This window comes from Bacillus sp. AFS002410 (assembly GCF_002556365.1).
Taxonomy (GTDB): domain Bacteria; phylum Bacillota; class Bacilli; order Bacillales; family Bacillaceae_G; genus Gottfriedia.
Genome location: NZ_NUEU01000102.1, coordinates 1 through 15,528, shown reverse-complemented (window position 1 = coordinate 15,528; position 15,528 = coordinate 1). Strand labels below are relative to the sequence as shown.

Genomic DNA, 15,528 nt, shown 5'->3' with positions numbered 1-15,528 from the left:
TTCCTGGTACAAACATAGCTTTTAAAAAGCAAAAATATCGAAGTACTCTTATAAATGTCGATACATATGTACTTTGATAATAATCTTCAGGAGATTGAAAAAATTGGTAAAAAAGGTGCTGGTACTATCATTACAAATGGACTTCCAGCAATAAGAATAATTATTCGACTTGTAATAAATTACCAACAGCAGCATCAGGTCGTTCAGTAAATATTGAAGTTGGGGAAAAAAGTTAGTTGATCATTATGGATATATTTCTCTATGTAACTTGAATCAATAACAGCATCAATTTTAATTGAATTAATTCTTTTCTTTACTTCTTTTAAGAGTACCTGATCTACAACACCATGTATATACATAATTTCTACATCAGTCCTCGTAACTTCACCTACTTTAAATGTTTCTAAACGAAGGGCAGTATGCTGAACTCGATTACGAATTAGGGACGTGTTTGTCCTAAAACTCTCAGTAAAACTGTCTTTTGGACCTCTTATAATGGTTTGTGTCGAAGGCTCAGTTATCTCTCTCGATTGAACCATTTTTGTACAAGCAACTAAAAAATTGCAGTCTTGAATCAATAATATAATAGTATCTCCTAGTAGGAGGGCTGTAAGAAGGTTGGTATAACTAGATAATGATTTCAAGCTTGAAACTGAAATTATACCTTTTAATCCATTTTCCAAATCCAATAACGAAATTTTAGCATTCAAACGCAACTTATTTAAATTTAAGCAAATAATTTTCTCAAAAGTACCATCATTTATAACTTCTTCATTGGATATTCCGTCAATATGAATAATTGCGTAAGACTGATCCGTATCTCTTCCAATCGTTTCCTGTCTGATTATAAGATCAAAACTATCACCTAAATCTGATTTGATTCGTTTAATATTTTCATTTATATCTTTACTTAAGGTCCGGGTCAGATCACTTTGAAATGGAATCTGGTTATTACTTACTGAACTATTTACTTGTTTATAGTTAAGCATTATTCACCATCCTCCATTTTTGAATTTAGAAATAAATTTTCCTAAAGGAGGAAAATTTATGTAAAAGTTAATAAAAGGGCTTTTAGAGTACTTAAAAGCCCTTTTATTTGACTAACGGACAAGATGATTAAAAGCAATTCTTACTTTCCTTGCAAATTCTAAAGGGTTTTCAACTGACATAAAATGAGCATACATAATATTGGGTTTAATAAACAGCCAATGATTATGCAACGCACTAACTAAAATCCCTTGATCTTGTAATGATTTAGTAAATGGATAAACTTCCTCATCAATTAAAGCAAATTCTCCTAGATTGAGGGAATATCCTTTTTCATCTAAACTTTGAAAAGAGATTGAAGCACCGATTGTATGAGCTGATTTTGTAAGTTTTCCTAATATTGATACATTGATATTCCTATGAAATGTAACAGAACAAGTGCCATTTTCTAAATGATGTTTGCCACCAGCGATTTCCCCAAACTTACTACATATTTCGTTTATATCCATCATTTTAAACCTCCTTTGAATTAATTGGATTCTCAAAGAACCCATTAAAACAAAAAAGTTCATTAATTTGCATAATTTATTCAGAAAAAATCAATTTATTAATACCTTTTGAAGGAACGAGCCATTTGCAGATTTTACTAGGTTATGCTAATAGCGCTAGGGTTTGAATAAAATCATATTATAGTTCGTTCATAATATTTATATTAATTTTTTCTTCTAAAAGAACTACAAATCCTTTTAGACTATATGTGCTTGAAAGTTCAGCATAATGCTTATTTTTATTGATCTTATAACAACTTAAAAAACAATACCGGAGGAAGTCCAATAAATAGTCCAACCATTCCTATATATAACTTGTCCCTCTTTTAATGCCCAGAACTCAATTAGTGTTGTTACAGTAGAAAATATTAAAATTGCTGAAAAAACATTAAGTTTCTTATAATAAATACTGCTAATAAATACACATCCTAATATTGGGTAGAGTCCTAAATCAAATGGAATAGCAGACAATGATAACTCATTATATGAAAACTTTAACTTCCAAAAATAATTGAATCCCCATGTATTTATTAAAAATGCAGTTGCTATGCTGGTTGGCAAAAATAGAATCATAATTTTAGTTATCTTTTTCAAAAGAATTACGCCTATTAGCCAAGGTAAAATAAACCCAAAAATTATATATAATAACAATATTATCACCTTGATAATCTTATTTTTTTATACAAAAAGCCTATCAAGCTGGACATACCCATCCATCAGTGACAGGCTCCTCCTACTTTGAGAGTAATAATATTTCTATTCAAGTAAACCTAAGTTCAAATTTATTTTGAAATAATTACATAGTCTTTCTTACAGTTAGAATAATATTTTCCAATTGTAATTAAATTTATGTACAGAAAAAAGAGAGAATTAAAGGTGTTTTCTATTTAATTACTACAAGTTCTAAGAAAATTAGTTAGTGCTACCATACCTTAAAAAGTGCTCAGCAAGCTTAAACATTAAAAATGGATAAGTATAAATAACTTGTTTAATTCATAGAAATGTAAAAAAAGAAGGTGAAAATCATGAAACATAAAATCGTAAAAATTTTAATAGGAAGTTTACTGATTGGAATTGGAATTAATGCTTTTATTGTCCCCCTCCATTTATTAAATGGTGGAATTCTAGGGATAAGCCTAATAGTAAATTACATATGGGGAATTAAATTAGGTGTTATCGTTTTTGGTTTAAATATACCTATCTATTTATTTACTTTTTTCAAAAATCGCTTATACTTTATCAACAGCGTGATTGGCTTAATTTTCACCTCAGTAATGATTGACTTGTTTATTCCACTTGAAAACGCTGTTCGTTTACCTATCATATTTAGTGCTTTCCTAGGTGGACTGATTATTGGATCTGGTATTGGACTAATGTTGCGAGAAGATACATGTCCAGGGGGGATTGATCTTATTGCTTTCTTTATTTCTAAAACATTCTCTATAAATTTTGGAATTGTTATCTTAATTATTGATACTGCGATTATTACTGGTGGAATATTCTTTTTAAATGATATTAGAATTCTTTTTTCTATATTTACAGTAATTGGAGTTTCCATCACAACAAGTATTTGGACTACAATTAGATCAATATCTATAACGTATTAAAAGTTAATGAAAGTTTATAATGGATTCTAACTTTATGTGTGAAAAATTCAATTTGAATACATTTGTACATAACAAAATTTCCAACCGCAATTGGATTATTCCTTTAATAGATTATCTTTTAAATTAACATATAATGACCCATCGTACAGTATTTCTGCGTAGAATACTTCCTCAATTTTACTTATACCTTTCTGCTTTAACTTCTTAATAACCCATTCTTCAGTTTTATTCAATTCTTTTAAATTTTTATAAACAATCTTACCATCAGAAATTATTTCAGAAGGTAAATAATTTGTTTTTTTCATTAAGGCTTTTACATCAAGCTTAGTGGCTGGTTGTTGATCAACTTTTTTTAGGATACTTATCTAACACCGCATATGAAACCTCATTCATTGAAAATACTCCTTGCTTTCTGAGCATCATACTTATATCATCAATATTTAATCGAAGCTTACGTAAAGCGTTTTCTAATATCTTTCCTTCTTTAATTACTATTGATGGTTCATCATCAGTTAATATTCTAACTTTTGAAGATCGTATTCCTAAATAGCCCACTATAATAGTCAGTAAAGACCACCAAACCATGGAAATTAACCCATTAAAAAAAGGAGTTTCTGTTTCACCTGCGATATCAGCAGCAATAGAGCCAATAGTTATCCTTGTAATATAGTTAAAAAATGTTAATTGACTCAATTGTTTTTTCCAAAGAATTGGGGCTAATACTAACAAAACTAAAAAACTAAAAGTTGTTCGTAAAATCATTACCCGAAAATCTACTTTATAAAATTATCAATATTCATAAACTCACCTTTTCTTATTAGAAATAAAATAAGTTTAAAACTTTTATAGTTTTGGTAATAAATACCCGATTATACTCAAGAGGTTTCATTTTTTAGACAATCCTTTTTCAAATATTAAATATCAACATTTTACTTTAACAGAGACTAAAAAAATAAAGCTTAAATCTTTTTTTAGGATTCAAGCTTTATTTTTATTTGTTTTTTTTCTTTCCAATCATACCATAATCTCTAATTGTAATTTTTACATCATATTTTATTTTTGCCTTACTAAATAATTCGTCCCAGTTATTTTTCAGTTTATTCCATTTTTTAGGTTCTTGTATTCTAACTGCGTTTCCAAATCCTGCAACATCTGTTTTGAATTCATTTTGGAGCCTTTTAGTAACGTTTTCCATCATAACTTTTACTACTTTCGCAGTGTTTTTTTCAACTCTTGTAACATTTTTTTCATTGAATAATGGTCTTAATTTAGGATTCCAATATTCTGCTATTCTACCTTCCGACTCAATCTTTACATCAAATGAAACCTTGTCACCTTTTATATGTGGTGTAATTTTACTTTTTATTGATTCGATTTGGTACCATATCGGTCCATCAGATTTTTTTATATATCCTTTTACAGCTCCGCCTTTACCTTGAGCAGTAATCCAGTTGATCCCTTCTACTTCTCCTGTATCTATAGTGCCAATCATTTTATTTTTTTTACCGTTGAAAATTGCCCCACCAGAAAATTTAGCACCTTTATCAGTAGCCTCTATTAATTGAAGTAGAAAGCTCGAACCAGAGTTCATTAAGCCCCCCATTTTTATTAATGGAGTTTTACTGACAATCTCAGAAGTTAACGATCCATTTGCAATTTCAGCCAGTCGCATTGCTGGTAAAGTATTAGCCTCTTTCGTTTCTAGTGCTTGACTTGCTATGCCCTTCGCTATAAAAATTAAAGTGCTACCTCTTATATCGATATCTCGAAAATACAGATCAGTCAGTTCACGCAATTTTTCAGTTCTAGCAAGTTCTTCACTTATGACAACAGTTTTTTGATGTGAACCAAAGATGTATCCTTCTCTACTTAATGTTGTTTCCCACCCAGAAGGTTCTAAGGATATTCCTTCACCGACTACATTAATATATGGTTTTGAAGGATTAACTCCACCAGAATTTGTCGTCATTGCCTCAGGAACAGCATACTGAAGAGTTGATTTAATTTTACCATCTACATCGCGATCTAATGCAGAGCCTACTATGATGTTTAAATCTTCAATTGTCCTACTGCTCCAGCATCCTGATACTAAAAGTAAAAAGATAATATTAAAAACTGCACAAATATAAGTTCGTTTAAATCTACATTTTCGCATTTAATTTTTTCCTCACTGTCGAAATCACGAGAAGGAGAAGAGGGACAATACCAAATAAATAAAATGCAGTATTACCAATCGCGTCAGCCATTAGTAAAGTTTCATTTATATCTTTTGGAATCATTGCAATAATGTAAATAAATGGTAGCGTTCCAAAAAGAAAAGAATTCATACTTTTTTTGTTAAAAACTTGAGCCATTCCAAGTGAACAAATATAGAATGCGATAATAAATGTAGCAAAAATTTGCATAATCCAAATAACTAAAAGTAAGGAATCAAATCTTTCTACAATAAGACCTTGTATATCGTAGCTTCGAATATAAGTTAGTACTGGCCAAGTTTGTAATAATACACCATCTATAGAAAATGCACCAATTACTGCAACAACAGTAATCGTATAAAAAACAAAAGGAATTCCAATGCCAAAAATAATTATTTTTGAGACTTTATTTTTATCTTTTATAAACATAAAAATAAATAAAATTGCTTCAAATCCTGAAAAAGAAAGAGATGTTGTTTTGAGTCCATTTAGGACAGGCTTAACCCCATTACCTAGAACTGGACGTAGGTTATCTAAATCAATAATTCCTATTCCTAAAAAGATAACTAATAGAAAAAATAATACTGTAATTGGAAAAATGATTTCTAACATTCTTGCAATCGAATTGATTCCACCTAGTACTAAATATAAACCAATCCATAGGAAAGGAATTAAAATTGCCCATGGAGGTGTATCTTGAAGTAAAAACAATCTTGTTGTTTCTGCCATTGCACGAACTTCGAAAGCTGAAAGGGCTATATAATATAGAATAATGATTAAACCGAGTGCGATCCCTAACCATTTCCCAATTATTTTTTGAATAAATTGATAGTACGTTTCATTAGGATATTGTTTACATAACTTTGCTAGAAAAAATACTAATAACATAATTAACAAACCTGAAATGGTAACTGAAATCCAACCGTCTGGTGTTTTAACTTTATCTGTAATTGTTCTTGGTAATATTAAGATACCTGCACCTAAAATTAAATTTACCATAAGCATTACGGATTGAGCGGTAGAGACTTGATCAATAGGCTTAGAATTCATTTTGAAGTCTTTCCTCCTTTCTGATGGTATTTCATACGTCGCATTTTTTTCGCTTGTATACTCTTAGGTCGATTTTTCATCATAAATAGTGGAGCCCTTATAATAAAGTCCTTCCAGTCACTAAATCTTTTTGGGACTGAAGGGCTTAAATATGGCACACCAAAGCTTTTAAGTTTTACTACGTGGCTACAAAGTAATAAGAAAAATAAAACTACTCCATATAAGCCATATACACTCTCGCAAAAGTCATTGATATAAAGCGAAGCATTCGAAGAGCAATTCCTACATTATATTGTGGAAGTGTGAATGAAGAAATTGCCGTTACTGCAACAACTATAACCATGTTTGTACTAACAATTCCTTCCTCAACAGCTGCTTCTCCAATAATTAATTCTCCAACAATTCCTACTGATTGTCCGATTGGTTTTGGTAATCGAAGACCGGCTTCTCTTAACACCTCGATCGAAATTCCCATTATTAGTACTTCAATTAACGATGGAAAAGGAACGCCACCTCTTGTTACTGCTATATGAAATACTAGCTTTGTATAGATTAACCCTTGATGAAATGAGATAAAATCAATATACAAAGATGGAGCAAACAAGGAAATAAAACATGCTAAATAACGTTTTATACGCAGACTTGTTTTATTCATAAACAATTAGTAATTGTAGTAAAAATGACTCAAAACTCATTAATATTAAATCAAATATCGTTACTTTCTTATCTACCCCATATCATTTACTTTATGCATTGAAAATATGTAAAACTTACAGAAAATAAGTAAATACACGTATTAATTACCCTAAAATCTGATTCAAACTATCGAAATTCTTCTATTATTTATGCCTTAATCTTAACGAAATTAAGTAGACTCTTTTTACTACATGCGACCCGTAATTTTGTTCTTACCGCATTCGTTAATTGCGAAATAAAATAGAATGCTAATTACTTAATCTTATTTAAAAGTTAGTTGATATAAGTAAAATGCAACCTTTTCCAATATTGTTCCAATTCGGTAAAGCTAAATATCAATTCCAATCAAACACACTAAATGAAGTATTTATATATATAGAATCTTCATAAAAAGTACCCCTTACTTTCTTGATCTACTTTTAATCATTTATTCTATTTTTATTCAGAAACCCCTACTTCTTATTTAACTGTTCTGCCATCTAACAAAAAAGGAAGATCCTAAGATCACCCTCTTTTTGTTGTACAACTAATGCAATGCGTTAGTTGTACAACGTTTTATTATTTTTACATGCATAAAGAAATTTTTATCCAATAAAAAGTACATCCCTATCTCATATTGCTTGTTTAATGCTTTACTTTTTATGTACTATTTTTTTGTTATTTTAACGTTGTCCCATTCACTTTACGAACAAATTTATCTTGTTTTAAGACAATTGTCTTATCCCACGAACTATTTCCTTGATTTAAACTAAATACCAAAATTACGAAGTAATAACAAATCCTTCCAATAAGGTAATGGAAGGCTATTTGGCATGCGCATTTTTAGTATATCATGTGCTAAAAAAATGTTTATTGAAAAATATTGACATAGTATTAGCTGGTTTAGTTTAAGTGCAACTCTTCACAAATTCAAAGCCAACGAAAACATAAATAACCAATTTTGTTTGAAATCCTTCTTTCATTAAATTGCCTTTAGTCGGAACAAATTTATATAAAACATCATGTCTTTATTTCAAATGCACTAAACTCTTATAAACCATACTGATTAGTGACAGGGTAAGCAATTCTAAAGTTTTAAAACTACTTACATCGATAATATTGTTACTAATATCATTATCATATACTTATATTTATTTTTTATTGTATACATTGATATATATGTCAAAATATCATTAATGCCATAAATGTAGATTGTGTTTTGATGTAATTTCAAATAATCAAGTATGATTTACTGATGAATACACATATTTAATGCACTAATTTTTTGCTAATTCCTATATAGAATAACCACCCTAACAATAGTAAGAATTATCAATTAAAGGTATATATAGTTCTGTACATTTTTTGATAAAACCTTCATTTTAATAAGAATTAACATTCAAACTAGTGGAATAACATTAAAATGTTATTAAATAAAAGAAGTATAATCTATATGTTAAATTCGAATTTATGATATATGTTTTAATATACATATAATTTAATATCAACATTAAATATAAAGTAAATATATTAACTATCATTATCATATACAATGTCATATATAACAATTTTAATAGTGATGTTGTTGTTAATTAATCAATATACGTCATTATCAACGCTACAGATTAAACGTCATACATGATTGTTATATATGTTGTCATATATAACAATCACATGTATTTCATATATAACAACATCAATAGTGATGTTGTTATTAAATATTCAATATATGGCATTGTCAACATTGCAATACTAAACATCTTACGTCATGTTATATATGTTGTCATATATAACATTCATATGTATTTCATATATAACAACATCAATAGTGATGTTGTTATTAAATATTCAATATACGTCATTATCAACGCTACAGATAAACATCACACACTATAATATATATATTGCCATATATAACATTGACAAATTTCACATATACAATAATATCAATAGCAATGTTGTTGTTATATATTTCTTATACTTCATTATCAATGTTACATACTAAACATCATACGTTATAATATATATGGCATCATATATATTATTATTATTGATTTTATATACTTATAAATTAATACCGATGTTATAAATGAAGTATTCTTATATACCATTGTCATATATTAATAAAATCATATATGTTAATATATAATAAGGCATATATATAGGAATTAAAAACTACAAATATGATATTATCGATATTTATTAAATATATATATTACTATTCTATTAGAAATATTTAGTTACATCATTTTAATGATCAGTTTACACATTTATTAGAAATATCAAATAACCAGACAGGAATTTGTCTATCAAACTAGAAATCTACTAATTAATCTATGTAAATCAAATAGATTTTCAATAATAACTACAAACACATCATATACAGTGATATATATAATGACATATGTTATAATGATGAATTATACACATACTAGTTTTTTGAGATAAATCTTATTTTTAGTAGATATATACTCGATGTTCCATTCAATTTAAAATATTCATCTATATTTTTGAAAGAGGTGTTAATCTTGACAGCAAAAATTGTCACATTTGGTATAAGTAAAGGTGGTTGCTCTAAATCGACAAGTAGCGGCATTACTTCCTATCTATTAAGTCAAGAAGAGAAAGTGTTGGCTATTGACATGGATGGACAAGGGAACTTAACCAGTTTCTTAACCGGAGAGTATGACATATGCAGCGTTTTTGAGGAGAAAAGCATTTTAGAAGCAATCTTAAATGAAGATGCCCGTTCATACATTATTAAAATTAAAGAAAACCTAGACTTAATCCCAGCTAATGATTTTCTAGCAACATTACCTAGAAGAATGTATGAAAAGGGATTAAAGTTAGACGCATTACAAAAAGCACTTGAACCTGTTATGGAGGACTATGACTGGATTATTATTGATACGCCACCTGCATTATCCGAACAAACTGTTTTGCCGTTAAGTACCTTCTCTGAAGCTGGTAGTTACGCTGTTGTCATGTTTGACGGATCCATGTTTGCTTATTATGCGATTCCAAAGTTCTTAGAAATCATTGAAGGAGCAAAAGAACGATACAATCCAACCTTAGAAACAGCTGGTATTCTTTTCTCCTTGATCGATGCAAGAGCGAAAGAAAATGAAGTGATGGAAGAAGCAATTGATGAAGATTATCCTGGGCTGAAATTCCATTCCTTTATACGCAGAAAAGCTGCGACAAGACGTTTAGCCATAACTGGTTTTGAAGAAAACGCAGAATTAAAAATTGCCTTAGAATACTATATTCCCTTTATAAAGGAGTTGAAGGAACGTGTCCAACAAAATCAGCCTCAAAGATAAAATAAAAAAACCGAATGCTACTCAGACCTTTTTTAATTCATACGAAACTGATGTGATTGATGAGAAGACTGATAACAAAGTCGATATCAAAAAAGAAATCGAGAACAATAACATTACTGATAATAACAATCAAAACATTGACATCATTAATAATAACAATGACTTAGAAAACGAAACATATGTCATCAATGACAATAACGATATTGTTAATACTAAAATTGAAGATGAAGACGATGATTATCTTCGAAATCTTGCTTCTGGAAAAAAGACCTTGAAGAAGAAAGAGAAGAAAGTCTTTACTTCTTTTTATATGGATCCCGACTTGGCCACTGAAGTAGATAAAATTTCCGCTAGAGGGCAAAAAGGGGACAAATCAAAACTGATTAACCAGGCTTTGCGAAAATTATTAGAAGACTATGGCGTATTGTGATCTATTAATCAAAAAAATGAAAAAACTAGTAACTAAACAATCATTCTATTAATATATACTAGACGATTCAACGATTTGAGTTTATGAATGAACTCAGTAGGCAAGAAAGCTGGTCATAACAGATCAGCTTTTTTATTTTTAAAATTTTTGTTCAGCAATCACTTAGTAAATCACAGGGGTTATTTAATAGTAATTGAATAGTATAAAAAGTGTTACTAAAGTGTTACTTAAAGATTGAAACAGTGTTACTAAAGTGTTATCATTTGTATATAAGGTAAATAAATCCAATTTAGGAGATGATTGTTAATGAAATTTAAGATTGCGTCACTAGATGCTGGAAATGATAGTTTAAAAGGTTTTATCGGAGGACTTTCTGAAAAAAATCGTATTTACATACCGAATGTCATAAAAAGAATGGATACACGTTCAATGTTGTCAGATGAGAATGAACCAATTGAAGAACTACATGTCCATGTGACTTCTAGGGCTTTAAAAGAATCTGCAATCTATGCGGTTGGTAATTTAGCTGCGAAAGAAGTAAACAACGATGTCGTATCTTCTCGTGTTAAAAAAGGGGATTCTGAGCAAACAATCATTCTACTTCTTACTGCACTTGCATTGGATGCAGCTAAAAATTCAGATAAAGATGTTATAAACGTAAAATACTTATTGAGTACAGGTTTACCATTGGATGAGGTAAAAGATGATGAAAATGCACGGATTAATTTTAAGAAAAAACTGATAGAGAGTATGCATGAAGTAAAATTCGAACAAACCCCTGGAGGGTTAAAAGGAAAAACAGTTCGAATAGAGTTTGAAGACGTTATAGTAAGTATCGAGGGATATGCAGCAATGATCAATCTAACGATGGACGATTATTTTAATAAAAAAAATCAAGAACTACTGTCTAAAAATCTACTAATCACTGACATTGGTGGAAATACTAGAGATAAAGCGATTATTCGAAATGGAAAAATTGATAATGAAAGCTCAGAAGGGGATATTGCTGGAATCGGTCATTACCTTGATTTAATCAATAAAGATTTAGACCGTGAATACAGAAAAACCATTTTCAAATCAAGACGCCAACTTGTAGAAAACATTGTACGTGAGAACGATCCATTTATTATTAAGCCTGATGGCAAGCCTGTATCAATTAAATCAACTGTCGATAAACATCTACAAACTTACGCTCAATTGCAATACAATGATATCGTTAGCACATGGGATAACGTTGGCGACCTAGATGAAATTTACATCGTAGGTGGTTCAGCAGCTATCATTTGCGAACAATTAGAAGGTTTAAATAAAGTAGGTAAAGGATATGAACTACATTTTTTAGAGGCAGATGAGAGTATTTGGAGCATTGCAAAGGCATACTTCAAAATCCTATACATCGTTTCTAAAAATAAAGGGATTGAATTAGGGTTAAAAAAAGTAGGTGTTTAATGCGTGTCAAATAATAAAGCATTAGAACCTGGTAAAACATTTTCAATTAAGCTTCCAGTAGAGATAAGTGATGAAACATTAAAGTTTTTAAATGGGTTAGATAAGCGTAATTCAGAAATATTAAATCTTATTGAGGCAGCAGCAAAAGAAGCAAACGAAGAATCAATTGTTGACGACATATACGTACGCTTAGCCTATAAACTTACATCCGAAGACAGAAAGATATTAAATGATCCGGTTATTCAAAAATCAATCTCTGCATTCATCGCAATGTTGATTGGTAGTAAAAATACCATTCAAGCGCAAAGGCTCTATCCAACTGATCCTAATGAACGTACCAACGATAAGGATTCGGATGAAGATTTTTCTGATTTTGCAGGAATGCTAGATTTTGAGTAGACATTATTTGACCTGATAATGAGAAAGCGGCGAAGTAAATGGCTATAGAAGATTAAACCGAGTGCGAAATACGTAGAAATTTAGAAACCAGATAATCCTGAATGAAGGTTTTTCTGGTTTTTTTGTCATTTTTAAACTAAGTATTAATAGGAATAACAGTTAGCATCTTGGTGACACAACAGTTTGTACTTTTTGAATAAATTTTTGGCTTATAAAAAATAAATTCAACTTTGTTCAATGTTGTTACAAAGTACGAGCTTGTTAGTTAAAAGATAAAAAAAGACCTTCTTGGTGGAACCTCTTTTATTGCCTATCACGATGTTGGTGTTTATGTAGACCAGATTTCCATACGGCTTTTATGAAGCAAAATTAAAATCGAATGAAGACAGGCATCAGTTTAGTATTAGTGAATATTATAAATAATCATTCTACTCAATATCCCCCCCTTACTTAAAGGGGGAGCCAAAATAGTATCACAGAATGTAATCCAACTAATTAAAAACAGATAAAGATGATTCAATTTATAATAAAAAAGTGAAAACATAGGAAACAATCCGTTTTACCTAAAACAATTGAAATCAGTACATAATAGCATACTTACCTTATTTTATTAACGGTACTTGCTTTCACATCTTCTTATTATCCAATTTACTAGGAGGCGGAATTTTGCAAAAAAAAGTTCTTCTGTTTACTGATTTAGGAATTGATGATGCATTTGCTTTACTGTATACCTTTTTTCGTAAGGATATTCAACTTGTAGGGATTGTAGCCGACTATGGGAATGTATCAAGGGAAAAAGCTATATGGAATATAAATTATTTAAAGTTTATCGCGGGAAGACAGGAGATACCTGTTTTTCTTGGTGCATCTGTCCCTTTAACGGGTATAGCTGTAAAGTCTTTTCCAGAAGTGCATGGGGAAGCTGGGCTAGGACCTATTATTCCTCCTCAAATCACCTCTCCTGTATACCCTATTAATGATATTTATCCCATTATAGATTCAAATTTGGACAACTTGATTATTATTAATTTAGGAAGGCTTTCTTCTTTGGCTACCGCATTTGTTTTAAACTTAGCTAAGATGAAGGATGTGAAAGAATACATTTGTATGGGAGGGGCTTTTTTTTATCCTGGAAATGTGACAGCTGTGGCAGAAGCTAACTTTTATTCTGATCCATATGCAGCAAATATAATTCTACAACATGCAAAAAATTTAACAATAGTTCCCTTAAACATTACTCAACATGCCGTTGTTACACCTGAAATGGTTCAACAAATCGATGCATTTCATCGTAACACAAAAGATCCAGCAGGGCTCATTATCAAGCCCATGTTGGACTACTACTATAGTTTCTATTCTAAATCGAATCCTGGCATAGCTGGAAGTCCTATGCATGACTTTGTAACAATCTGGTATTTGTTAAATCCAGAAGCGGTTCGTCTCTCAAAAGTACCAATTAAAATAATTCCTGACCAAGGAGATGGATTCGGTCAAAGTATTGCAGACTTTCGTTTTGAGGCAAATCCAGATTTTAAAACACATAGTGTGGCTTTTCAATTTGATTATGAAAAATTTAAGAAAGATATTATGGAAACATTTTTAAAAGAGAGGCTGTAACCTATTATTATGAGATAAGTGATAAAAATTTTGATTATTTTAGCATATGGATAAGGCGTATGCTAGTATTTCTTTGCCTGCAGAGGTTTCTCTTAAATGAACTATCCAATAAGAAGGCGACTGGGATTAACGCTACAACAATGCTTTAGTTCAATAGGACAAGAAAACGCCTGTTTAAAATCACGACGGGCAAGTTAAAAGTCCCGTATTTCACTTCTGATATTATATAGATTTAGCTCAAAATGTGGAGAGTACTTGTTTGGTCGTTGCATGGATAACGGTAATCAACATATCTTTTTTTAAACCAACAACGTTTACAAAACAGCTAAAATAAAAAAACGCCTAAACCGGCATTTACAAATATTTACGATTTACATTATTACCATCATAACTAAATAATACAACTTTCCCATCCATTCTTGTCTCAATATGAGTCGTTCTTCCCCACAATTGGTATATATATGATAAAACTTTTTCAAGATATTTAAGATCTAATTCAATTTCTTCAAATGAATGATTTAAATACAATTCACCATTTTTTTGATAGTCTCCATCATTTACAGTAATATAGGGATATCCACCATTCGTGCGCATATTTACCAATTGATCACGTACATTCACCCAACTTTTATCATTAATCTTATATTCTTTTCCCTGTTTATTAAACAAATACAAGTCTTTGTTCATAACAAATTCTTTTGATAAATAGTTTCTAATAAAACTAGTATCTGATTCAAGCTCACGTACTTCAAAAATTTTTTCAGTTCCAGAACCAGCTTTCACCCCATATTGTTTCATTTCTTCAGATGGATTGTTATATTTTTCTTCAATATCCTCAAACATTTTTAGTCCAAAATAGTAAGGGTTTATACTTGTCTTCGAGGGCTGTAGTACACTTGCATTCAGTTTTGCAAATTCAATTGATTCACCTGATGTTAAATCTAACTCTCTCATAATACGTTGATGCCAAAGACTAGCCCATCCCTCATTCATAATTTTTGTTTCGAGCTGTGGCCAAAAATAAACCAATTCCTCTCGTAACATTGTTAAAATGTCTCGTTGCCACTCTTCTAATTCGCGACTAAAGTGTTGAATAAATAGTAAAAGATCCTTTTCAGGTTGTGGTGGGAATTTCTTTTTTCGAGGTTTTACAGGAGCAATGTTTTCTTTTTTATTATCTAAATTCCATAAATCATCATATGGTCCTACTCTAGGATGGGGGGGGGAGCATATCATCTTCTAATTGCC

General features: G+C 30.2%; 12 protein-coding genes and 4 pseudogenes. 7 read left to right on the top strand and 9 right to left on the bottom strand.

Annotated elements, in window-relative coordinates:
* Positions 1-61, bottom strand: a pseudogene (locus tag CN692_RS27295) (hypothetical protein); the annotation flags it as partial.
* Here CN692_RS27295 and CN692_RS26940 point away from each other — a divergent pair.
* Positions 55-210 (top strand): hypothetical protein, encoded by a 156-nt coding sequence (locus CN692_RS26940; protein ID WP_179865659.1) that lies wholly within the window; start codon positions 55-57, stop codon positions 208-210. The pseudogene CN692_RS27295 and the gene CN692_RS26940 overlap by 7 nt on opposite strands.
* Here CN692_RS26940 and CN692_RS24360 read toward each other — a convergent pair.
* From CN692_RS24360 to CN692_RS24350, 3 genes are all read right to left on the bottom strand, one after another.
* On the bottom strand, positions 204-989 hold the full coding sequence (locus tag CN692_RS24360; protein ID WP_098121722.1) for a spore germination protein: 786 nt from the start codon (positions 987-989) through the stop codon (positions 204-206). The two genes, CN692_RS26940 and CN692_RS24360, sit on opposite strands and share 7 nt — an antisense overlap.
* A gap of 111 nt (positions 990-1,100) precedes the next feature.
* Complete coding sequence (locus CN692_RS24355) at positions 1,101-1,496, bottom strand: DUF1259 domain-containing protein (protein ID WP_257144120.1); 396 nt, start codon at positions 1,494-1,496, stop codon at positions 1,101-1,103.
* 297 nt (positions 1,497-1,793) lie between these two features.
* A complete protein-coding gene (locus tag CN692_RS24350) occupies positions 1,794-2,186 on the bottom strand; it encodes a CBO0543 family protein (protein WP_098121720.1) in 393 nt (130 codons plus the stop codon).
* 374 nt (positions 2,187-2,560) lie between these two features.
* On the opposite strand from CN692_RS24350, the gene CN692_RS24345 reads away from it, so the two are divergent.
* The gene (locus CN692_RS24345; RefSeq protein WP_098121719.1) at positions 2,561-3,142 is read left to right on the top strand and encodes a YitT family protein; all 582 of its coding nucleotides are present in this window, start codon (positions 2,561-2,563) and stop codon (positions 3,140-3,142) included.
* 95 nt (positions 3,143-3,237) lie between these two features.
* On the opposite strand, the pseudogene CN692_RS24340 reads toward CN692_RS24345, so the two are convergent.
* The 4 genes and pseudogenes from CN692_RS24340 to CN692_RS24325 all read right to left on the bottom strand — a co-directional run.
* Positions 3,238-3,727, bottom strand: a pseudogene (locus CN692_RS24340) (DUF421 domain-containing protein).
* A 406-nt stretch (positions 3,728-4,133) separates the two neighbouring features.
* Positions 4,134-5,297, bottom strand: a complete 1,164-nt coding sequence (locus CN692_RS24335) for a Ger(x)C family spore germination protein (protein ID WP_098121718.1) — start codon at positions 5,295-5,297, stop codon at positions 4,134-4,136.
* The gene (locus CN692_RS24330) at positions 5,284-6,387 is read right to left on the bottom strand and encodes a GerAB/ArcD/ProY family transporter (RefSeq protein ID WP_098121717.1); all 1,104 of its coding nucleotides are present in this window, start codon (positions 6,385-6,387) and stop codon (positions 5,284-5,286) included. The genes CN692_RS24335 and CN692_RS24330 overlap by 14 nt, the downstream gene beginning before the upstream one ends.
* Positions 6,384-7,033, bottom strand: a pseudogene (locus CN692_RS24325) (spore germination protein); the annotation flags it as partial. The gene CN692_RS24330 and the pseudogene CN692_RS24325, both read right to left, overlap by 4 nt.
* A gap of 2,557 nt (positions 7,034-9,590) precedes the next feature.
* On the opposite strand from CN692_RS24325, the gene CN692_RS24320 reads away from it, so the two are divergent.
* From CN692_RS24320 to CN692_RS24300, 5 genes are all read left to right on the top strand, one after another.
* On the top strand, positions 9,591-10,385 hold the full coding sequence (locus CN692_RS24320; RefSeq protein ID WP_257131804.1) for a ParA family protein: 795 nt from the start codon (positions 9,591-9,593) through the stop codon (positions 10,383-10,385).
* Complete coding sequence (locus CN692_RS24315; protein WP_098121716.1) at positions 10,357-10,815, top strand: hypothetical protein; 459 nt, start codon at positions 10,357-10,359, stop codon at positions 10,813-10,815. The genes CN692_RS24320 and CN692_RS24315 overlap by 29 nt, the downstream gene beginning before the upstream one ends.
* Positions 10,816-11,121: 306 nt before the next feature.
* Positions 11,122-12,264, top strand: coding sequence for a ParM/StbA family protein (locus tag CN692_RS24310; protein ID WP_098121715.1), 1,143 nt, complete (start codon positions 11,122-11,124; stop codon positions 12,262-12,264).
* Between the two features lie 3 nt (positions 12,265-12,267).
* Positions 12,268-12,663, top strand: coding sequence for a hypothetical protein (locus CN692_RS24305; protein WP_098121714.1), 396 nt, complete (start codon positions 12,268-12,270; stop codon positions 12,661-12,663).
* A 666-nt stretch (positions 12,664-13,329) separates the two neighbouring features.
* Entirely contained in the window at positions 13,330-14,280 is a 951-nt protein-coding gene (locus CN692_RS24300; RefSeq protein WP_098121713.1) for a nucleoside hydrolase, read from the top strand.
* Positions 14,281-14,634: 354 nt separating this feature from the next.
* On the opposite strand, the pseudogene CN692_RS24295 reads toward CN692_RS24300, so the two are convergent.
* Positions 14,635-15,492 (bottom strand): annotated as a pseudogene (locus tag CN692_RS24295) (SpoVR family protein); the annotation flags it as partial.
* Positions 15,493-15,528 lie beyond the last annotated feature (36 nt).

Bases quoted from the DNA above. Each gene is read 5' to 3' on its own strand.
- CN692_RS26940 (WP_179865659.1), top strand. From the start codon at position 55: ATGTCGATACATATGTACTTTGATAATAATCTTCAGGAGATTGAAAAA.
- CN692_RS24360 (WP_098121722.1), bottom strand. From the start codon at position 989: ATGCTTAACTATAAACAAGTAAATAGTTCAGTAAGTAATAACCAGATT.
- CN692_RS24355 (WP_257144120.1), bottom strand. From the start codon at position 1,496: ATGGATATAAACGAAATATGTAGTAAGTTTGGGGAAATCGCTGGTGGC.
- CN692_RS24345 (WP_098121719.1), top strand. From the start codon at position 2,561: ATGAAACATAAAATCGTAAAAATTTTAATAGGAAGTTTACTGATTGGA.
- CN692_RS24335 (WP_098121718.1), bottom strand. From the start codon at position 5,297: ATGCGAAAATGTAGATTTAAACGAACTTATATTTGTGCAGTTTTTAAT.
- CN692_RS24330 (WP_098121717.1), bottom strand. From the start codon at position 6,387: ATGAATTCTAAGCCTATTGATCAAGTCTCTACCGCTCAATCCGTAATG.
- CN692_RS24310 (WP_098121715.1), top strand. From the start codon at position 11,122: ATGAAATTTAAGATTGCGTCACTAGATGCTGGAAATGATAGTTTAAAA.